We start from the raw sequence: 21,933 nt of genomic DNA on the forward strand, positions 1-21,933 counted from the left end.
TCGACAAACATGACACTTTATTCAGCCACAATAACTTTGATTCTGGTAATGGATCCGCTGGGAAACATTCCTCTGTTCCTCTCGGTTTTAAATCATGTCGACCCCAGAAAACGTCAACGGATTATTCTGCGTGAAGCCACGATTGCGCTGGTGATTCTTGTTATCTTTTTGTTTTTTGGCCAATACATTCTGGAAGGCATGCACATCTCGCAACCGGCACTTGAAATTGCCGGCGGCATCATTCTTTTTCTGATTGCCATTCGCATGATCTTTCCACATGAGAGTCATGAAGAAAGAGCGAGGCGCGATACTGATCCCTTTATTGTTCCGCTCGCCGTGCCGCTCATCGCCGGGCCTTCTACCATGACCATGGTAATGCTGCTGGCAAGCCAGGCACCTTATAACCGATTTGGCCTGTCGCTTGCATTGATGATTGCCTGGTCTATCACCACGGTGATTCTTGTCTTTGCTGATGCCTTGCGCAAAGTGTTGGGCGAACGCGGCCTGACCGCAATAGAACGCTTAATGGGAATGATACTGACAACCATGGCCGTACAAATGTTTCTTTCAGGCTTCGAGCAATTTTTGCATGCATAAGAGAATGTCTATGGCTATCCCCTTAACCACTCCGCCACACGTTTTGCATAATAGGTGATAATAAAATCAGCACCGGCACGATGAATAGCCGTGAGCACTTCCAACACGCCTTTGCGCTCATCAACCCATCCTTTTTCCGCCGCCGCTTTAATCATCGCGTATTCACCGCTGGTATGATAAGCGCCGAGCGGCAGGCCGGGATGCGCTTGTTTCACACGGTAAATAATATCTAAATAGGCATGAGCTGGTTTTACCATCAGCATATCAGCGCCTTCTGCCACGTCCAGCGCGCACTCTCGCATCGCCTCGCCGGCATTTGAAAAATCCATCTGATAGGTGCGTCGGTCGCCAAATTGGGGCGCCCCTTCCGCTGCTTGTCTGAACGGCCCATACAGGGAAGAGGCATACTTAACGGAGTAACTCAGAATGGGAATATGCTGATAGCCAGCCGCATCCAATGCTTCACGTATTGCCTGTACCATCCCGTCCATATTGCCGCTAGGCGCGATCACATCCGCGCCTGCTTTGGCGTGGCTGACGGCCTGCTTGGCAAGAAGAGCCAATGTTTTGTCATTATCCACGTTGACTTCTTTTTCCGTGTGATCATGCTCCACCACACCGCAATGTCCATGGTCAGTATATTCACAAAAACAAAGATCCGAGATGACCAGCAAATCAGGGTTCGCTTTTTTAATCACTGGAATGGCTGTTTGCACAATACCCTTATCCGAATAAGCGTCCTGGCCTAAGGGGTCTTTTTCCGCTGGAATACCAAATAGAATGACGCTGCGAATACCCAAAGCCGTGATGGCTTGAATCTCTTCTTCCAGCCTGTCTACGCTAAATTGAAACTGTTCCGGCATCGAAGCAATGGGGTTTTTAATTCCGGCACCGTGGCGAATAAAAATCGGCAGCACTAACTTATCGGCATCCAGTCGCATTTCGCGAACGAGATTCCGCACCTGTTGGTTCTGCCTCAATCTTCTAAGCCGGGTTTGGGGAAAAAGACCATCGCGCATAAAGAAATCCTCGAATTTTTACCAATTTTAAAGAGATAAATACGATTCGTATAGATAATTTTCATTTCACTTCCTTTCAGGCAAAATAGGAGCCAAAGCACATGATATAAGCCCATGAAATAAACCCAGGAAACAAATGATTCCTCAGCGTATCGCTGTATTAGCCACCTCCCCTCAAAAACGGCCGGAAGCGCAGGCGCTGGCTGTCCGTCTTGGGATCCCCTATATAGCGGATCTTAAAGAATCCGCTGCTTTGTATGATTATTTGCTGGTGCTAACGCCTGACTATCTGGCACTACAGAAAACCAGCGATACAAAGCAGGCGCCTTTTCATATCGACTACCTGTCAGGAAAATTGCGCTATCGAAGTAAACAGGCAGGACTGCGTAACGAATTATTGGCACGTGCAATGGGCATCAATCCACGCTGCCAGCCTGTCATTGTGGACGCTACCGCAGGGCTTGGCAGAGACAGTTTTATTTTGGCCACCCTGGGCTTTCACATCATCTTGCTAGAACGGTCGCCTATCTTATATGTCCTGCTGGAAGATGCACTCCAACGTGCCCAGAAGGATCCTAACATAGCACTCATTACGAACAGGCTGCGCTTGATCGAAACCGATGCGATAACTTGGTTGCAATCCCTTCCTCGTTCCCAACGACCAGATATCATTTATCTTGATCCTATGTTCCCACCACGCAAAAAGTCAGCATCTGTCAAGAAAGAGATGGTAATTTTACAGAATCTGTTGGGAAAAGACGAAGATGCTAATATGCTTTTTGAGGTGGCCTTATCTTGTGCAGCTTCTCGGGTTGTGGTAAAAAGACCGCGAACAGCTGTGAATATCGCTGAACGTGCACCTCATTTTTCGATATTGGGTAAAAGTAACCGATTTGATATTTACTTAACGTCATAAGGCATTATGGAAACCATACAACAACTCTTGCAATATATTCTGCATATAGACAGCTACCTAATTTCCTTTGTTTCTACCTATGGCGTGTGGACTTACATTGTCCTATTTCTTATCATTTTTTGCGAAACAGGCCTAGTGGTAACACCTTTTTTGCCAGGCGACTCGCTTCTTTTTGCTGCTGGGAGCATTGCCGCCAATGCAAGCCATGCCCTTGATATTCAACTCCTTTTTCTACTTTTGACCCTTGCCTCTATTCTAGGCAATAAAGTGAATTATCTCATCGGCAGAATGCTGGGCCCGCGTGTTTTTGTTGCCAATCAATCCTGGCTGCTTAACAAAAAACACCTGGAGGAAGCACATCGTTTTTATGAAAAACACGGTGGAAAAACCCTGATATTGGCACGTTATATCCCCATCATACGCACATTTGCACCTTTCGTAGCCGGCGTGGGCTACATGAGCCTCCGCACTTTTTCGTTCTATAATATCGCAAGCGCCATCCTCTGGATTGGCAGTCTGCTCGGCGCAGGGTATTTCTTCGGCAGTCTTCCTTTCATTAAGGATAACTTTTCTCTGGTGGTTTACAGCATCATTGCCGTCTCTCTTGTACCGCCTATATTTGCCTTTGTTTATCGCAAGGCTTTTTCCGCCTGTCATTAAAAGTGCAAAATTCTGCATGCAATGAGCAATAAATTCCGGTATCTTGTTTTCATCTAGACAAAATTGAGGCGATCATGCAGAATGCTTGCCTCTTTAATAGTCCCATTAAAACAGAGGAGACTACTGTTCCTATGGACATGCGCAAGATTAAAAAGCTCATTGAGCTTATCCAAAGCACAGGAGTGGCAGAAATTGAGATTCGAGAAGGTGAAGAATCCGTACGAATAACCCGGGAAATCCACAAAACCGCGCCTGTCATGATGGCGCCGCAAATGATGCCGCCCCCCATGCAAACTGCGCCTGAAAGCAAGCCGGAACCAGGCCCTGCCAGCAAACAGACGGAAACCCCGGCAGCCGCCAGTGACAAACATACCCTAAAATCCCCTATGGTAGGCACGGTCTACTTATCGCCTAACCCGGGTGCCAAACCCTTTGTCGAAATTGGCCAGACTGTCAAACAAGGCGAAGTCATCTGCCTGATTGAAGCCATGAAAATGTTCAACCAGATTGAAGCCGATAAAGCAGGTACGGTAACAGCAAGATTAGTTGATAATGGTACGCCTGTTGAATTTAACCAACCGCTGTTTGTCATTGAGTAGTAGCCCTAGGTGAAGTGAGAGGACAAGAACAAATGCTAGATAAAATTCTCATTGCCAATCGCGGAGAAATTGCATTACGCATTCTGCGCGCCTGCAAGGAATTGGGTATCAAAACGGTCGCTGCGCACTCCACTGTTGACCGCGATCTTTTGCATGTACGCCTGGCGGATGAATCCGTTTGCATTGGCCCGCATCCCGCAGCCCAAAGTTATCTCAACATTCCCGCTATCATTAGCGCCGCTGAAATCACCGATGCCATAGCCATTCATCCTGGCTATGGGTTTCTGTCAGAAAACGCTGACTTTGCCGAGCAAGTAGAAAAAAGTGGCTTCACATTTATTGGGCCAGACCCTGACACTATCCGTCAGATGGGTGACAAAGTCGCCGCCATCAAACTCATGAAAAAAATTGGCATCCCCTGCGTACCCGGCTCGGGCGAACCTATTGGCGATGACGATGTTGAAACCATCAAGCTCGCACGCTCCATCGGCTATCCTGTCATCATCAAGGCGGCGGGCGGTGGTGGTGGCCGCGGCATGCGCGTTGTGCATACCGAGTCGCACCTGATTAATGCCATTGCCTTAACCCGCAGCGAAGCCAAGGCCGCTTTCAATAATGACAAAGTCTATATTGAAAAATATCTGCAAAATCCCCGCCATATCGAAATACAGATCCTGGGCGACGGTCAGGGTAATGCTGTTTACCTAGGCGAACGCGACTGCTCTATACAGCGCCGTCATCAAAAAATCATTGAAGAAGCGCCAGCGCCAGGCATCACACCTGAACAGCGCAAGGAAATCGGTGAGCTCTGTGCGGCCGCCTGCCGCAATATGAAATATCGTGGTGCGGGCACCATGGAATTTTTATATGAAGACGGCAAATTCTATTTTATTGAGATGAATACGCGTATCCAGGTAGAACATCCTGTTACTGAAATGATTACCGGTGTTGATCTGGTGAAAGAGCAATTGCGCATTGCTTCGGGTGAAAAAATGTCTATTTCACAAAGCGACATCGTTATTAACGGCCACGCCATTGAATGCCGCATTAATGCAGAAGATCCGCGTACTTTTGCACCGTCTCCTGGCACGATCACCTATTTCCATGCCCCTGGCGGCCCTGGCATTCGAGTCGACTCCCATATCTATGGCAGCTATAAAGTCCCGCCATACTACGATTCGCTTATCGCCAAAATCATCGCGCACGGAGAAACTCGTGAGCTCGCGCTTGCGCGAATGCGGCAGGCCTTGGATGAAACCGTTATTGAAGGCATTCGGACCAATATCCCGCTACATCAGGATATTCTACGCGGCAACTCATTCCAGAAGGGGCTGATTAATATCCATTATCTGGAAAAATGGATGAATATGTAGAAGGCATTTTATCCTCTCAATGCCCCTGCCAGCGAAGCCTCATTTTACCGCTGAAGTCATCCTCCGTTGACTTGTCGCAACGCAATGTGGACCTCCGAAGAAATTAACCCGCATTGTGGGCAAAAAGTGATTGATCTAACAAAGAACAATGGATAAAATAGTTGCTGTATCGTGAACAACCCCGCTAGATCGAGGGAAATTATGGCTACTAATACTTTAGAAAAAACATCATTAGCATTTGAATTGACCCAAAAAAACCAGCCGCTGCATGATAGCGTCCGGCAAGCGCTTGAGAATTATCTTTCTCAGCTGAATGGTCAGATGCCTAGCAATTTATATGAATTAATTCTGGCAGAAGTTGAAGCTCCTTTAATGGAAGCCGTGATGGAATACACGAAGAACAATCAGTCTCGTGCTGCCATCGTTTTAGGCTTAAGCCGTGGTACATTGAGAAAGAAACTCAAAATGTACGGCATGCTCGATTAATTCTTGCAACAGAAGATCAAGGCACCACCCTTCGCATCCCCGCTTCTGCGGGGATATTTGTTTGTGTATAATGTCGCGAAAATACAGATTTTTTTGTGAATCCGTGATGCGCTCGCTCAAACGGCGTTTGACGGATTTAGCAGTATAAGGATGGCAATGTAATGCGCCTGACTGACTAATACGAAGGGATGAGCAGGATGATCGCAACACATAACCAACAAGCATCGACAGACGATCTTTCGCCCCCGCTACCACATGAGGTGAATGACTCGCCTGAGCCTGAAAATGACATCGCCATCAGTGTAGTCAAAAACTCACCGCCCGCTTCGCAATTATTATTGCCAAGTCGCATCGTGACACACACGCCTAAAGCTGGATTAAATCCATTAGTTGACGCAGCAGGCTATCTTTTCTCCGTATTGGGCAAATTGAAACAGCTTAAATCGTATCGCCAGCTCAATAAATTGCAAAAAGAATTAATTCAGGAGATTAACACCTTCCAGGAGGCAGTTAAAAATCAAGGCTATAATGCAGAGTATATTGTGGTTTGCCGCTACGCGATTTGCGCCACCTTCGATGACCTGATCAGTAATACCGTCTGGGGCGGACATGGCCAATGGGATAGTTTTTCGCTGCTTGCCACCTTCAATCAGGACACACAACACCAGGACAAATTTTTCACCATTCTTGAACGCGCCATCAAAGAGCCTGCGCTCTATATCGACCTGATGGAACTCATGTATATTTGTTTAAGCATGGGCTATAAAGGACAATATCGGTCAACGGAACATAGCCAATTCCAGCTTGATCAGATTACGAATAGTCTTTACAAACACATCCGAGCTTACCGGGGTAGTTTTAGCAAAACACTTTCTCCCACGCCACTTAAGGCACAAAAGTCCGCAACTGAAACTATTAAAGAGCGCCCCTTGTCACTACTCTTTATTTTCTTTATTACGGGCTGCATCATCATGACTATCTTCATAAGCTTGGGCTATCTAATGGATGTAATTTCGAATGAAGCTTATAAACACATTACACAAATTGAAGATCCGGTTTCTGACAAAACTTACAGGCAATGATGTTTATTTAAAATCGCTTATCTCTCTCGGTGCTTTAGTATTGGTTTCTGCAGTTATCTGGGTAGGCGGCCCTTTTTTCGCATGGAAGGGCTACTTCCCGCTAGCCCAGGCAGATAAACGTCTCTATCTCATTCTTTTCTTTTTTCTTGTTGCCCTACTCAAATTTCTCATATGGGATCTTGCGACGCCGAATCCGCTGCAGCATGCGGATGCACGCATGCGAAAAAAATTGCAGTCGCTGCAAAATCGCTTTCAGGGCGCCTTACAATTTTTAAAAAAAACCACCGTTACCAAACAGGGCAAACTGTCTTCGCTTAACGACCTTCCCTGGTATCTGTTAATTGGTCCCTCTACAGGCGGCAAAACATCCCTTTTGCTTAATTCTAAAGTCAATTTCATCCTTCAACGGCAATTTCAAGGTTCGGATAGGCAGATTGAAGCATCGGAAAATTGCGACTGGTGGATAACACGCGATGCGAGCATTATCGATGTACCCGGAAAATACTTGTCCGCGTGGAGCGCAACAGATAATCCTGCAAAACCGCCGTATCCCATTCTATGGAAGTTATTTTTGCGCCTGATTAAAAAATTTCGCGGCAAAAATGGTTTAAACGGTATCCTTATCACATTGCCCTTACCTGAGATAATGCGGCAGAACGACGCTAAAAAATATCACCTGCTGCTCCGCGATCTATTTCAGCGTCTTTATGAATTAAAAAAAATTTTCTCGCAGCCTATTCCTTGCCAAGTCATTATTACCAAATGCGATTTATTATCGGGATTTAGCGAATTCTTCTCAGAATCCGCCGATGACGAAATTACCCAGGCGTGGGGTGTGACACTATCTCCGCCTAAAAACGGCGAAAAAATACATGAGCAATTCGCGCAACGCTTCAACGGGCTGATCAAGAAACTTAACCAACAACTGCTTTGGCGGCTGCATCAGGAAAGAAACCCAATGGCGCGCCCTTATATAAAAGACTTCCCATTACAAGTTGAACGGCTCAAGGAATTTACTATCGATTTCATTAAAAAATTTGACGCTACTCATTTAGCGTTTTCCCTACAAGGTGTTTACTTGACAAGCTCGCTGCAAACCAAGTCTGAACCAGAAATAAATGTCCTGGACGAGAGCAGTAACACAACACAACGCGCTGTTCAAATTTTCAGGGAACCTTTGCCTGTCTCCCGCGCCTACTTTATCAAACAGTTTCTTAGCTATGGCATTGCCCCCAATCAACGGGCCACGCATACGCCTTCGGCACCTGCGCTACCTGCCTGGAAACGCTATGGCACCATCGCGGCTGCGGTGACGATTATCACGGGTGCGGCATGGATCATGGGTAAAGATTTTGAGCAGGGTATCAAACAAACTTATGCCATACAGAATGAATTGTCCGACTATCGACTGACCATCCAACAATTCCACAACCCGGATGAACATTTGGCACAAACGCTCAAACTGCTCGATTCACTACATCAGTCAGCCAAGCAGATTGAATTTAAACTTGATTTGGCACACTTATTTTCCTTTTACTCACAGAAATCACAATTAAAAGCAGGCGTCGCTTACCGCCAGGCATTACAAACTATCCTGCTACCGGAGATTAAAAATTACTTGCAAGAATATTTAAAAAACCCTGTTAATAAAAATATTGATAAGATATATGCGGTATTAAAAGCCTATCTTATGCTGGGCGACACCTCGCATCTGGAAGCTGAATATGTGCTGGAAACGCTACAAAAAATATTGCCAAAATCAATGAGTGAAGCTGAAAGCAGCCGCCTGATCGACCATGCAACACTTGCCTTGCATTCCTCTCCCCGTGCGGTGCCGCTTGATCCCGCTTCCGTTGATCAGACAAGAAAATTTCTAACCGGTATGCCCAGTCCGAAGCTTGGGTACATCATTCTCAAAAATATCAATGCCAATACAATCGAAAGCGAGATTACCCTGGGCAACAGCCCAGAGACCAATCCTATTTTTGTCACTCAACAGATAAATAATCCCATTCCACTCATGTTCACCGCAAAGGTATTTTCCAACATCTTTTCCCGCGAAATTAATCTGGCAGCAGAAGAAGCCGTTACTGGAAACTGGGTGCTAGGTACAATATCCGCCACTCGTGACCCGGAAAGCATAAGTACCCTCGCAGACCAGCTGCGAACAGCTTATGTTGCCAGTTACATTGAGACTTGGGAAAACCAACTGGCAAACATTGACTTGGCTTCGCCAAAAGACCTCATGCAAGTCGATTCAGTTATCATGAATTTGGTCAGCAACAATTCGCCGCTCTTACAGTTGCTTCAAACTGTATATGAAAATACCTATTTTGAACCTATCATTTCGTCAAGCCAGAAATTGCAAAACCTGGGTTTGTTGCTGGATAAAAGCAAACAGACAAATAATTTGCTTTATGAAATATTTTCGAGTCTGCAATCGCTGCATCAGTATGTTCAATCCGTCCTGAAAGCAGATGACAAAAAGAAAGCGGCATTTGTCATCATTTCTAACCGCGTTAAAAATCTCGGCACTCCTGACGCTATCACTCAGCTGAGGGTGGTCGCGATGAAAAGTCCGGAGCCAATCAAAACTTGGCTGGAAAAAATAAGTAATGACACGTGGCATTTGCTCATGCAGGAGGCGACTCGCTACCTTGATATCTCCTGGCAGGAAAAAGTCATGCGGGCTTATCAGGCAGAAATTGCAAATCGCTATCCCTTTAACATGAATACTGAACGAGAAGTAGAATTAAAAAAATTCGCCAGTTTCTTTGGAAACCCTGGCATCGTTCTAGATTTTTACGCACATTACCTACAGCCTCTGATTGACACCTCCACACCTGACTGGCGGTGGAAAACTACCGACAATGGCAAGCTGCCTTTTTCGGATGAAACCCTGCGGCAGATTCAACAAGCGGTACGCATTCATCGCACCTTCTTCCCGAACGGCGACAATAAATTGCTTGTGCAATTTGGTCTGCAGCCCTACAAATTTGACAAGCAGATTAAAAACGTGAAACTCAGCATCAGTGATAAACAGATTATTGATGAAGGTACTAAATCAAAAGCACCGCACATTATTACTTGGCCAAGCCATAACAAATTAAAAACGACTTCCGTCCAGCTGACGCTGCAAAATCAAAAAGTGATTCAGCGAAATTTCCCAGGGGACTGGGGATGGTTCAAGCTGATCAACCAGTCTTTTGAAAGCGCAGCATCACGAAAGCAGATGCTCATCAACCTTTCATCCAATGAACAGTCCGCCGAGTATTTACTTTTTACGGAAGGACAATTTAATCCCTTTCTGTCACTCAACTTGCGCCATTTCCGTTTACCACAACGATTGACGGAGCAAAAATAATTGCTAACATTAGCTTCCTTTCACAATCTTGTGATTGGAGCATTACCGGTTTTCAGCAGCAAGGAGATGTGTTCTCATGATAAAGACAGAAAAAATTGAATATCAAGACGGCGACGTTTTGCTGGAAGGTTTTTTCGCTTATAACGGTCAAACTACGGGAAAGCTGCCGGCTATTTTGGTTTGTCATGACTGGTCTGGCAAAAATGCCTTTGCCTGTGACAAAGCAGAGCAACTGGCTAAACTTGGTTATGCAGGTTTTGCGCTGGATATGTACGGCAAAGGCAAAACAGGTAACACAAAAGAAGAAAAAGCCGCGCTCATGCAGCCCTTGATTGATGACCGCACAAAATTACAGCAACGCATTCTGGCAGCTTTTGATACAGTAAAAAACCTCGCTCCCGTTGATAGCAAGCGGATAGGTGCGATAGGTTTCTGTTTTGGCGGCCTCTGCGTGCTGGATTTAGCACGGAGCGGCGCTGATGTAAGAGCGGTAGTCAGCTTTCACGGCTTGCTGCATGCTCCCGATACACTTGCGCAGCCTTCAATCAAAGCAAAGATCCTGGCGCTGCACGGTTATGATGACCCGATGGTAACACCGGAAAAAGTGACAGCATTCTGCAATGAAATGACACACGCAGGCGCTGACTGGCAGTTGGATATGTATGGTCATACCATGCACGCTTTTACCAATCCGCAAGCCAACGATCCAGGCTTTGGCACAGTTTACAATGAAAAAGCAGACATGCGCTCATGGGCTGCCATGAGAGAATTTTTTAAGGAAGTCTTTGAAATTTAATGGTTAAATAAAATGACGGCAAGGATGCTCGTTTCTTAACATTAAAGCATGATAAAATTAAATTATACCACCAATATGATAAAAATAAATCGCGTATAATTCTTATAATAATTTGCATAAGTTATTAGCAGCGAACTAGGTAATTAGCATTTAGTGCTTATAACTCGGGGGAGTTGCATAATGAACGAAGTTCAAAACCAACTTCTTAACCGCATAAAAAAAATTGAAGACCTATTGATAGCGTTAAAAGAAAAATGCTCCGATTTGCACGATGAGAAAATCACCGACGCGTTTGCTGAGATTGATAATAGCATTAGCAATATAAAAGCAGCAGAATTAAATGATGAGGAATATCATCGACTGATGAGCGCACTGCAACAAATTAACACAATCAAGACCTTATTTTCCCATCCTGATACCAAACAAATGGAAGCTTTTGAAAATACTGTCAAAACGATTACAAGCAACCTTAAAGAAGTTATAAAAAATTTATATTTTGCGTCTCATGTGATCGCTCACTTCAATAATGTGGAAACTACCCTTCGCAACACAAAACGCCACCTCATGGTACACGTAGCCATTATCGGCCAATCAATCACTGATAATGCCGATGCCCGCATTAAAAAACAGCACGAATTTGTGATTGATACTTACTATAAAATTAGACAATCCACCCACCCCGAATCCCGCTTTTTTGACAAGCGGAGTGGACTCGAGGAGCCATTAGGCGATGCGCTGGAAAAATTTATCAAAACCGAAATGGGTGTCGTTATGCCGCACACTGTAGAAAAAGGGGAAAAAGCACCTTCTATCGATGCATTTGAGCGAGTGCGATTACGATAGGTCGCATTACCTGCATTTTATCTTCATGAAACACAGGTTTGCAAAAACATTAACTTTTTCGCTGATTGTATGCAAAATCTTCTTCATCATCATCGGAATCAAACTGCAGAGGATGCCATTCTATTCCTGTTTCTTGAGCGACACTCCTTTTTTTATTCTTGGTAGTCGGTGGGTTAGCAAGATACGGTGATCCAAGTTGCATGATTGTATTAACTAATTTTTTTTCCGGTGGAATTTCCATGTTTGATTCCGTGACAGCCGTTACCAAATTCATCGGAGGGGACACCATGTTATCCGGCACCACTGTAGGTACGGAGTCCTTTTTGCTATCTCTGAAAAGATTTAAATTGGTCGATGAAACACTTCTATCTTCAGATAAAAACGGCCTGAAAATGTTCTTCATGTCCACTTCTTTTGCGCCTTTAGGCTTTTTATCGGCTACAATATCGGAAGGCATACCCAGCAGGGTATCAATACAAACAATATTTGCTGGCTTGGGATCACGCGACGCAAACCAGTGCAATAATTCTTCTGTGCGATAAGCGGAAACATAAAAATCAGCTTCTTTCTGATTTAAAATCCTGGCCAGATCTTGCATACTTTTAAGCTCGGTAATCGGGCTATCTGGGTAAATCGCATTAAAGATGCTTCTTATTTCTTCTCTATCTTTCGTTGCTTTTTTATGATCGAGATACAAAAATAATGCTATAAAAAATATTTTTCGATCAGTAAGGTTCCTCAAATCAAGCATAATGCTTACATTATCGGTTTCATTTTTAGAGCGGTAAAGAATAGAGGGATCAAGCAAGTCTAAATCTTTTAGTATCCCTTTCAGAGCAGGAGAGACCGCTTTGTCTGATATAAGCTCCTGCATTTTCGCATAAAAAAATTCATTTTTAGCGCTCCGCTCTTTACGCAAGCTAGCTTCTTCTATTGACTCGATGGATTTTTTCTTCTCTCGTGACTTTTCTGTTTTAATATTTAATTTGTTTTCAAGATCTTGCTTTTCAACGTGCAGAAACTTCAATGTTTCCCTATATCCTGTTAACTGCTTAATGCTTTCAAAATAGGGCGACGTATGGAGCTTCGGCAAATTCAACGCTTCTTTGGTTAAATAAAAGTAATTCTGTTCGATCTTTTGCTGAATAATCTGGATTTCTTTGTTGATCCCCTCCAGTCTTAATTTCATTGCATTTATCACACGATTGTCCCAGCGCCGCTCCGAAACAGCAGGTTTAAGATTGACATGCTTTTCAGGGAATTTAATTTCCATTCGATATTCGGGATCGATTTCTTTTTTGGTCCTGAAAGCCAAATAGTCTTCAAGAAACCTAATGTAGCCATCAACTTCACGAAGAGTTGGTTGATCCTCATCCATTCCGTTAACCAGCAGTTCGGGTTTTGTTTCATTTTTATTTTCAGAAAGCGCCTTTCGCATCTCGACATAACCCGCAAGCAGCTCAATCAGTTCTGGTATATCCATATCAGCAAGCCAATGCTCAATATCATCATAGGATTTTGCAAAATATGCGGCAGAAACATAATTCTCCAAAAATTCCTGCGTCACTTTTTCCGCGGAACTAATCAACTTGACCTTACCATGATTGTCTATTGTAAATTCCAGTGTTTCCACATTCCCATCTTCTAATGGCAAAACCAGTCTCGCCTCACGAAGCTTCCTGATGTCGGTATTTTCTGAAACAGCATTATAGACGGCTTCGCCAATCGCGCTGGCTCCATCCAGATTTCCCTTTTTGTAAATGCCCCAAATGAACTGTTCGATTTCTTCTTTTTTGTCAACTTTTATCGATAAAGTTCTTGGATTGGCGAATTTCTCGTTTTTATATCCCTTTGGCCAGAATCTTTCTTCATCAAACACGTCAGCCGGTAGGTTCTTTTTCATGCCGCCGTCCGCGTGCCCTTTATAGAGCTTGAACATAAATGGAAAACCACCCGACATGCGCACTGCATCGGCAAGTCGCATATCCGGTGTTGTTTCATGACTAAATACATCGCATTCCGGCAATCTAAATTCTAAATTAGTCGCAGGTATATAAAGATATTTGAAAGGGGATTTACCGTCTTTTTTAGTTTCTTCGATCAAATCAGCAAGATCACGGAATGTCGCGTCTTTACCTGCTTTAGGAATATTTTTTTCTTTAAAAATCTCATCAAATCGTTTTGCGACAATTTCGGTTTCAAGCCATGCGAGAAATGCCTGACCTGAAGAGAGGGAATGATCTTTCCCGAACACAACAGAAAGGCTTTGTCTCAGCTTCCTGAGCATAGCAGGTGTCGTCGACCAGGAGTCTGATCCTTCCATGAACTTTTTCAGAGGCAAATCATAGAGTATTTGCCCGCCTTCTTTCGCAGTAAAACCGAGCGCGACAATCAATGAGGCAATCGCTCCTGCCGATGTGCCAGCGATTGCTTCGATATCTGCGAGCAGACCGTATTCTTCCAGAACCTTTAGGGCGCCTGCATAAGCCGTGCCGCGAACGCCGCAGCCTTCGAGTGCCAAATAAATGGCGTCGGGAATAGATTTTTGGTAGAGAATTTTTTTTATTTTTTTTGTTTCGCTGCCCGCATTTATTTCAACTTCTATTTGAAGCGCGCTCGATCGGGTTTTAGGCATAAGATTTGCACCTTATTTAGACTTAATCCCATAATGAAGTTCATAACACAAAACAGCTACAGTTTGTATCTTCTTTTTTCTGCGCAATTATGTGCCGCCTGGCGCGCTATCCTGCCATTTTTGGGCTAACTCATCCAATGCGGTATCAGTAACTCGGTAAACCGTCCACTCATCCATGGGCTTTGCGCCTAGCCGCTTGTAAAAGCCAATGGCAGATTCATTCCAGTCTAACACCCACCACTCAAGACGTCCGCAGTGCCTTTCTTTGGCAAGATTTGCAAGATAGGCAAGCATTTTTTGGCCGATGCCTTTTCCTCGCGCAACCGGTCTGACGTATAAATCTTCAAGGTAAATACCCGGTTTTCCCAAAAAGGTAGAATAGTTATGAAAAAAGAGCGCGAAGCTCACCGGCTCCTGATCCAGGTAGCCGATCAGCACTTCAGCATAAGCCTTAGGACCGAAGAGCGTATCCCGCAGTTGCTGCTCCGTAGCAGTCACTTCGTGCGATAATTTTTCGTATTCAGCCAATTCTTTGATAAAAGATAAAATCAACGGCAAATCTTCAGGGGTGGCAGCCTTTATCTGATAATAATTCGGCATAGATGACTCCTCGTTATTATTAAATAAAGATACCGATAAATTAATAGCATTTCTACCCTCTTATAAAATCAAATAAGCACCCTCCGACTTGCGACGGGTTTAACCTTGCATAAACTCTGTACACGACAAAACTTCTAACCGTTCGCCCTGAGGAGGCCGCGAAGCGGCCGTCTCGAAGGGCTCGCTGGTATTTATAGAAATCCATATAATCCTTCTCGCCAAGGAGGAAATATATGGAACATATCAGCCAGCATTTCAAATGGAACAAGGCTAGGATGACCTGCTTTGTGCAGATGCTGCTGGTACTTTTTACGACATGGACAGTCAATTTGAACAGATTGGCTTGTATGATTCAAAGTGGAGCGACTGGATAAACATCAAGATATCGACGGCTCCCAAGATTTTTTTCAGAATTCAAAATTGAGACGGCCGCTTCGCGGCCTCCTCAGGGCGAACGGTTAGAAGTTTTGTCGTGTACAGAGTTGCATAAATTAAAATTGGCATCTCAATGGAAATTCGGCTCAAATTGACAAAAAATGAATGAAAATTTATTAAAATTTTTAACTGAGCGGCCGAAGAAAAAAGCGTGCTGTTTTTGCTAATACTTATCTTGGCAAACTTTTCACATCCGGATTCTGGGAATAGGCTTCGATAATTTCTTCAAGCAATTGATCGACGACACTCAAACCAGCACCCTCTTCAATCACGCCCTGCTGTTCCTTAAGAACAGCTAGCCGTGTTTCAATTAATTTTTTAACGGATCCTGAAGGGAAAAGATTGGCAAGCAGTCTGCGCGCCTCTTTAGGGCCAATTTTTTGATAGAGCCGATTACGTAAGCGTGCATCTTCTGCTGTGGTGCTAAAAGCCCAGAGTTCGATAGGACCCAATGTATTGGTTAGCAGCTGGGTATTCATGCCGTGTTTTGTGGAAAATTGCGCGAGAAAGGTTGCGCCGCCTTCGCGCGGGCCGTGCACACGTGTTTTCAATGCAATGCGGGCTGTTTCAGAAAGACCAAAAATCTCAGTCGAACGCCGTATAGCCTGCTCAGGGCCGGCATCCATAATGAAGATGGACGTGGCAAACTCAACCATTACCGGATCAAAGTCATCCAGCGATTGTGAAATCAGCGCAATTTGCACGTTCCATTTTCGGCCTTCACGCATGTCCAGAATGACTTGATCGCGCACCGCGCGCGCCTTGGAAGTTCGATGAAATTCATCATACACAATGCGCTTGGCATCCTCGCGGATTTCTGCAATGCGCTGGCGATGGTATTCCCGATACGCCTCGGGGATATCCCCCAGCGCATCTTCCGTGAGGTAATAATGGCGTGCGAGTGTATAGCGCGCGAGCATGTACATGACAGCAGTTTGGCGTTCTGCAGCATCGCCACCGCTTTTTGCAACCTCATCCAAATCCAGCGACACTACACGGGCATCGCCTATATCGAACTTGGTAATATTCGACAAAATTGGGTATTCACGCACCGCGCTTGAAATCATGCGGCTAAATGCCTGAATAAGCGGTTCACCCGTAGGCGCGCGCACCTGGCCATATAAATCTTCAATAACCTGCGTACGACAAATCGCTGCAGCATCAGCCAAAAGCGGCATGGCATAGCGCTGCGCAAGCATGGCCTGATGATGAAATCCTGCTAAAAATAACGCATCCGTGACTTCCCACCATGTCGTGCGTTCGTCAAACACAAAGCCGATTTCACTTAGAATATCATCGACAAGAGGTTCAATTCCCTGCGTAAAAGGATGCGCCTTGCCCGCATCAGCAAGATGCTTATACATTTCATCCACCACCAGCCCCGCCATGTCTGAGATGCCGTCATAAGGACGTTCTGCACCGAGGGGTGTTGCTAACAGGGTAACAAAGTTTACTAAAAAGCTGCGCTCTTGAGGCGAGGGAAATCGGCAGCCAAGTTGGGTGTCAAATGGATTCACAGAATAGTCTGGCGTCATGCGCAGGCGATGATACGCCACAAAATGCCTCTGCTCTTCCGGCAACGCTTCTTTCAGAAGCGAAATTAGTCCGCTGCTTGAAGGACCAATATCAATAATAGCGATACGCGGCAGACGCATAATACCGCCGGACAGACACAACGCCAGGTTGATGGCATTGGATAATACGGATTTACCTGAACCAGGCCGCGCATACATCAGATCAATCCAGGTGGTTTGTTGCGCAGAACCCGGCTGATAGGGCCAGGGTTTACCGTCAGGTGAACGCAGCAACAAAGCGCCGTATTCCCAGGCTGAAGCAGGCCGCGTGAAGGGCAGCATATACACCACATCGGATAAAGGAGCAACCGATGCTGTAGCAACACTGTTTGCGCTAAAACCCAAAAGACTTGAAGCAACACCCGCAAATACATCACCGCAAACTTCAGAGACTTCGCAGGTCCCCCAGCCTTCTACCGCCTTCGCAAGCTCTGCGGTACGGGTCCGTAATAGCCGAATATTGCCTTCCGGCGCCCAAGTTGCGAGGCTTACCTGCAGCTTCACCACCGCGTCATCAGTATTGACTTCAATGTCCCGCAGCAGTTTGGCAGCGTCATGCATCAATCCATTTTGTGCCGAGGTAAAACTCAAAATAGCCGCCATGACTGATCGAAAACGCAAAGTCGCCATACCGCCGCTTTCGATGAGAAATGAAATACGCCAGGGAATACGTGTAGGCAGCGTACGCCCAAAAAGTGTAATAAATGATTTAATATCCTGAGGAAACAGGTCAATGAAGACAGGGGTATAAATTCGATCACCTGCCCGAAGCGTACGCAAATCCATGATAACAGCATCACGTGGAAACACTTGCCTTGCGAGCGGTGGATACATTAACCCTGATAATTCGCCAGCCGATGGCTTTGCTTCATGCAATGGAATCTTGTCACCCGGCAGTACCGGACGCCAGTCCTTTGCGGTGAAATCGGGGTCGGCGGAATAGCGGGCAGCGTAGACTGCATCATGCACTTCTAATAGCTCGCAATAAACGTTGAGCCCGTTTAAATCGGTGACGACAGAACGAACAAATGATGCGTGCGATTCGCGCAGATCAGGAATAGCTGCAATTAGGTTTTGACCATTCTTAAAAGGCGGTATTTTATGCTCGCGAATAAAAGCCAGTTTATCTTTTGATGCACGCTTCAACTGTTCTGAAGTTAGCGCATAAGGGCGGGTCCAGAGCACAAAATAAAGCTCTTCATGCGCACAAAAACGGGAGATGTAATTCGCGCGTTCCGCAAACAGGTCATCCAGATCCAGCCGCAACCGTTTTGCTGTCGCACGCGCCGGAGAAAGAATCTCTTCGATTTCCGGCTTGACTTCATCGCGGTCATAAGCAAAATAGACTTGCACAACATGGCCGGGTCTTTTCAGTGTCGCCTGCAGGCTTTGTGTTATGCCAGCATGAATAGTGTCGAATTCTTCCTGCCCAATTAATTTGGTGACACCATAAATACGAATCACGGAAATGAGCGACCCATCGCGGGCCACGAGGGTATTCGGGTCATCCGCTGTTTCCAAATCACAATAGGACTCAGTGGTTTGTTTCAGCTCGGTACTGAACCAGCTCAAAATAGCATCAATGCTGTCCAGCAATGGATCTACAAAGGTGCGATCACGCATTCCTTTATCCTTGTTCAAATAGCGTTTGAACTCTCAAGCCTTTTATTCTAAACGTCTCTTAATAAAAGCAGCAACGCACGTGCGCCCGGCTTAGGCTTATACGATCATGCCAGCAAAAGCCTGTATGCAAAAGGCACTAAAATCTAATACTAGCCTTTAGCCTTTGCTCGCATGACACAGTTAACTCACTACTCTCTAACTTATTCATTTTGGGCAGACGTTGATTCTTCAGCACCCAACTCCTGCAGTGCCGCAGCCGCCCACGCTTCCAGTTGCACACGAAACCTCGTATGAGAAGGAAGTAACCGCATATCTTTCAATATTTCAAGCTGCTTATCCGGAAAGCGGGTTTGATATTCAATAATCATTTGCCCTATGGTGCCAGGATTGCTTGTGCCGGAGCCAAATTTGTTTTCAATAATTTGGCTGCGAAATTTGAGGCTACGGTAGATTGATTGCGCACTGTCCTGATACCCTGTGTTATTCCCCATTGCACAAAAAAGCACGTGACAAAAACTATTGAGATCTGCCTGGCTCATTTCTGGTAAATAAATTAACTGCCCGCCGCCCATTTCATCCAAACCCACTGCCTGGAGGAATAAACATTGGGTACAAAAGCAACAGGCAGTTATCATGTTGCTGAGTTTATTATTTAGATAATTGCCATCAGCATTCACAACTTCCTGGTATTCCTTCGCCTGAAAGCCGCAATACTGGCAAGTATAACTATCCCGTTCTAATACCCGCTTCGCGACTGGCAGGAATGCTTTGTCTTCCTTGCGTCTGACGAAAATACGCCATCCCGTTAAGTTCACTGCCAGTTGAAGTTCATGCATAGTTTATTTAATTAAGCTTGTGGTGCGCCAAATGAGGTAATACCGGAAACACCTGCTACCGTACCACTTTGACCGAAAAGTGTAGCGCCGCCCACTTTAAACACGGTTGGCATAAAGATCAGCGCAGCACCAACAAACAGGAGCGCGATGGGCGTACCAATCGGAATTTGGGTTGGATTATCTTTGTGTGCCTTGAATTTAACAATTGCGCCAACAGCAAACGCCATGCCAGCAACATAAGAAGCAGCTGTGACAAGTCTAGCTATAGCGCCCACGTTCGTGGTCACTTGAGCTGCAACGGACCCTACGCCCGAGATGGCAGCGAAAGCTGCTGTTCCTGCCACAAAACATGCAAAAGCTAATAACGCTAAAATCACTTTCTTCATTGCTATCTCCTTTTAAATAATAAACCCCACAACAATCTTCCTGGTGTTACAACCATCTTGTATATCTTGAGTATTTTATAATGGCTGAAGCCCTAATGTAACCAAAATCACTTGCACTGTCTCATAAATATTGATGCAAAGCACGCCGCCAATGATATGGGTCAGGCCTCTACTGAATTGGCCCGGCTGACCGTGTCCGCCCAAATGCGTCATGATCACCAGCCCTTTAATGAAGGCAATCGTGCCCACAAATTGAATAATCAGGAAGCAGACATTGAGAAATTCTGCCCATTGATCAGTGTATTCTTCATAGCCGTACGGATTAGGGTTGGTCCAGAATGTACTCATCCCCACCCAAACTGTGGTGGGCAAATAAAGCAGTAAAGCGCCTACTGTTAGATAAATCAGTGGTCCTTTGAGACTATGTTCCTGAGACATCATGGTACGCTGCTCACCAAAACGCTTCAGATGCAAAATGCCCAGAAACATAAAATACATTCCCATGACATAGGCAATCGCCGTGATCATTTGCATCAATTGCGGAATTTGCTCGGCGATATTCTCAAGCATGGTTTGAGCAGAAACAGTAGCTGGCACTAGGCTACTAATTTGCTCATCCTGAGCATAGGCAGGCAGCACAAAAAATGTGGCAACAAGCAGCAATAAGAAACGACCCACACCAGCTATCCGCGCACTTCGCAAACCTGTCAGTAACATTTTCGCCACCTCATTTTTTCTACTGTTGGTTTCGCTTCCGATGCCTGCATCTTGTCCCTACTGCCAAATCGGCTGTCATGGCCGTCATGATTTTTTATCCCTCTTCGGATGACACCTTGACTAAGCAGCGTATTTTATCCCCCATTTCCATATGACAACGATACCACCCTGTTGCCCGTGTTAATTTCCACTACACCATCATAGGGATCGATCTTTGTTACGCGCCCTACACCTTTGATCAAGTCTCCCTCGGCCACCGTCAGGGTTTCGCCGCTGTCTGAGCGCAGCCAAGCCCGCCCAGGGATGATAGCTTGAACATTATAAGCAATTTTCGGCTCTGCTGCCTGTGGCTGGGCTTGTGCGGGTGCCGCGGCACCGGCACCCTGGCCTTGACCGCGCGTCAGCGCCTGAATCAACTGGGTCATTTGTGATTCCATGCCGGCAAGCCGGGAATTTAAAGCCTGCAGCTGGTCTTGCATGGCTTTATTTTGCGCCGCATAGTCATTTAGTTTTTGAGCATAATCCGCCTGAAACTGATTCATGAGTCTATTACTTTCCGAAGCAACTGCAGCCATTTGTGCGCTGGCCCCACCGGGAACCTGACTTTCCAAAGGAGGAGTAATAGCCGGCTGAGCCATGCCAGCATCTGGCGCTGCCATTCCTGACGTGGGAGAAACAGCCTGTTGCATGGGAGCAGTAGGCATGGTTTGTTGCGGCGGTATCGGCTGCGGTGATATGGGTTGCTGTGCCATTTGCTGAGGCGGCATAGCCTGTGATGGTATTGGCGTGGAAGCAGGCTGCGGTTGTTGGCCCGGCTGCTGTGCGGCCATCATGCTGTCTGCTGGCTGAGTTGGCTGCGAGGGTATGACTTGTGTTGGCATTGGCTGTTGCTGCATCGCTGGTGGTTGCACGGTAACAGCAGGTGGCACCATGGCAGGCTGCTGAGCAGGTGAAGCTTGAGCAGGAGGCGGCCCTGCAGGTTGCTGGGCAGGTGGTAACGCTGCTGCCGTTTGTTGCGTCGGCGGTATCAAGCTGGGTGGCTGAATGCTGGGAGCGCCGGCCTGAGCACCAGGCTGCTGCTGTGCCATGCTGGGTCGTTCTGCAACGGTTCTTACCGGCGTGATATCTGTTGAAGGTGTAGGAATAGTGGTAGGTGTTACCATTTTATAAACCACAAATATCAACACCAGAAAAACCACCATACTGATCAGCATTCGCTTTGACCGAGTCAGACGGTTAAATATACTTTCCTTTTGTTCTACGGCAGCAACCGGTTTTGGGGTTTCGGTTTCTACTTCGTAGCTAACATCTTCATCAGAAAAGTGATATTCGCTTTCCTCTTGTCCTTCATATTTGTCATCTCGATCATTCAGCATCGTTTATGCCTCTCTT

At 45.7% G+C, this 21,933-nt stretch carries 18 protein-coding genes; 10 read left to right on the forward strand and 8 right to left on the reverse strand.

All coding sequences use genetic code 11. From position 1 onward, the window contains the following. Positions 1–9: 9 nt before the first annotated feature. Positions 10–597 carry a MarC family protein gene (locus AQUSIP_RS08635; protein WP_114833441.1) on the forward strand — a complete coding sequence of 196 codons (588 nt, stop codon included), beginning with the start codon at positions 10–12 and terminating at the stop codon, positions 595–597. A 14-nt stretch (positions 598–611) separates the two neighbouring features. Here the strand turns inward: AQUSIP_RS08635 and hemB are convergent, their stop codons facing one another. Then, positions 612–1,616 carry a porphobilinogen synthase gene (hemB, locus tag AQUSIP_RS08640; protein ID WP_114833440.1) on the reverse strand — a complete coding sequence of 335 codons (1,005 nt, stop codon included), beginning with the start codon at positions 1,614–1,616 and terminating at the stop codon, positions 612–614. Between the two features lie 136 nt (positions 1,617–1,752). Here hemB and AQUSIP_RS08645 point away from each other — a divergent pair, with 136 nt between their 5' ends. From AQUSIP_RS08645 to AQUSIP_RS08685, 9 genes are all read left to right on the forward strand, one after another. Beyond that, on the forward strand, positions 1,753–2,532 hold the full coding sequence (locus AQUSIP_RS08645) for a class I SAM-dependent methyltransferase (RefSeq protein WP_114833439.1): 780 nt from the start codon (positions 1,753–1,755) through the stop codon (positions 2,530–2,532). A gap of 6 nt (positions 2,533–2,538) precedes the next feature. Further along, positions 2,539–3,192 (forward strand): DedA family protein, encoded by a 654-nt coding sequence (locus AQUSIP_RS08650; protein ID WP_114833438.1) that lies wholly within the window; start codon positions 2,539–2,541, stop codon positions 3,190–3,192. 131 nt (positions 3,193–3,323) lie between these two features. Continuing rightward, positions 3,324–3,791: an acetyl-CoA carboxylase biotin carboxyl carrier protein gene (gene accB, locus AQUSIP_RS08655; RefSeq protein WP_114833437.1), complete on the forward strand. Its 468-nt coding sequence runs from the start codon at positions 3,324–3,326 to the stop codon at positions 3,789–3,791. 32 nt (positions 3,792–3,823) lie between these two features. Next, positions 3,824–5,164, forward strand: a complete 1,341-nt coding sequence (accC, locus tag AQUSIP_RS08660; RefSeq protein ID WP_114833436.1) for an acetyl-CoA carboxylase biotin carboxylase subunit — start codon at positions 3,824–3,826, stop codon at positions 5,162–5,164. A gap of 201 nt (positions 5,165–5,365) precedes the next feature. After that, positions 5,366–5,650, forward strand: a complete 285-nt coding sequence (fis, locus tag AQUSIP_RS08665) for a DNA-binding transcriptional regulator Fis (RefSeq protein ID WP_114833435.1) — start codon at positions 5,366–5,368, stop codon at positions 5,648–5,650. A 197-nt stretch (positions 5,651–5,847) separates the two neighbouring features. Next, entirely contained in the window at positions 5,848–6,732 is an 885-nt protein-coding gene (gene icmH / locus AQUSIP_RS08670; protein ID WP_170131727.1) for a type IVB secretion system protein IcmH/DotU, read from the forward strand. After that, positions 6,668–10,096: a type VI secretion system membrane subunit TssM gene (gene tssM / locus AQUSIP_RS08675; RefSeq protein WP_114833433.1), complete on the forward strand. Its 3,429-nt coding sequence runs from the start codon at positions 6,668–6,670 to the stop codon at positions 10,094–10,096. Before icmH ends, tssM begins: the two co-directional genes overlap by 65 nt. Positions 10,097–10,130: 34 nt before the next feature. Then, positions 10,131–10,892 (forward strand): dienelactone hydrolase family protein, encoded by a 762-nt coding sequence (locus AQUSIP_RS08680; protein ID WP_267896338.1) that lies wholly within the window; start codon positions 10,131–10,133, stop codon positions 10,890–10,892. A gap of 180 nt (positions 10,893–11,072) precedes the next feature. Then, entirely contained in the window at positions 11,073–11,735 is a 663-nt protein-coding gene (locus tag AQUSIP_RS08685; protein ID WP_114833431.1) for a hypothetical protein, read from the forward strand. A gap of 49 nt (positions 11,736–11,784) precedes the next feature. Here AQUSIP_RS08685 and AQUSIP_RS08690 read toward each other — a convergent pair whose 3' ends face one another. The 7 genes from AQUSIP_RS08690 to AQUSIP_RS08720 all read right to left on the reverse strand — a co-directional run bounded on the left by AQUSIP_RS08690 (position 11,785) and on the right by AQUSIP_RS08720 (position 21,917). After that, a complete protein-coding gene (locus tag AQUSIP_RS08690; RefSeq protein WP_114833430.1) occupies positions 11,785–14,370 on the reverse strand; it encodes a patatin-like phospholipase family protein in 2,586 nt (861 codons plus the stop codon). Between the two features lie 87 nt (positions 14,371–14,457). After that, positions 14,458–14,970: a GNAT family N-acetyltransferase gene (locus AQUSIP_RS08695; protein ID WP_114833429.1), complete on the reverse strand. Its 513-nt coding sequence runs from the start codon at positions 14,968–14,970 to the stop codon at positions 14,458–14,460. Between the two features lie 605 nt (positions 14,971–15,575). Next, on the reverse strand, positions 15,576–18,602 hold the full coding sequence (locus AQUSIP_RS08700) for a type IV secretion protein IcmB (RefSeq protein WP_114833428.1): 3,027 nt from the start codon (positions 18,600–18,602) through the stop codon (positions 15,576–15,578). Positions 18,603–18,802: 200 nt separating this feature from the next. Continuing rightward, a complete protein-coding gene (icmJ, locus tag AQUSIP_RS08705) occupies positions 18,803–19,438 on the reverse strand; it encodes a type IVB secretion system protein IcmJDotN (RefSeq protein ID WP_114833427.1) in 636 nt (211 codons plus the stop codon). 11 nt (positions 19,439–19,449) lie between these two features. Next, positions 19,450–19,824, reverse strand: a complete 375-nt coding sequence (locus AQUSIP_RS08710; RefSeq protein WP_114833426.1) for a type IV secretion protein IcmD — start codon at positions 19,822–19,824, stop codon at positions 19,450–19,452. Between the two features lie 75 nt (positions 19,825–19,899). Beyond that, positions 19,900–20,541, reverse strand: coding sequence for a hypothetical protein (locus AQUSIP_RS08715; protein ID WP_114833425.1), 642 nt, complete (start codon positions 20,539–20,541; stop codon positions 19,900–19,902). A 134-nt stretch (positions 20,542–20,675) separates the two neighbouring features. Next, positions 20,676–21,917: a hypothetical protein gene (locus tag AQUSIP_RS08720; RefSeq protein WP_114833424.1), complete on the reverse strand. Its 1,242-nt coding sequence runs from the start codon at positions 21,915–21,917 to the stop codon at positions 20,676–20,678. Between the last annotated feature and the right edge of the window lie 16 nt (positions 21,918–21,933).

The organism is Aquicella lusitana (genome assembly GCF_902459475.1).
Classification (GTDB): Bacteria; Pseudomonadota; Gammaproteobacteria; order DSM-16500; family DSM-16500; genus Aquicella; species Aquicella lusitana.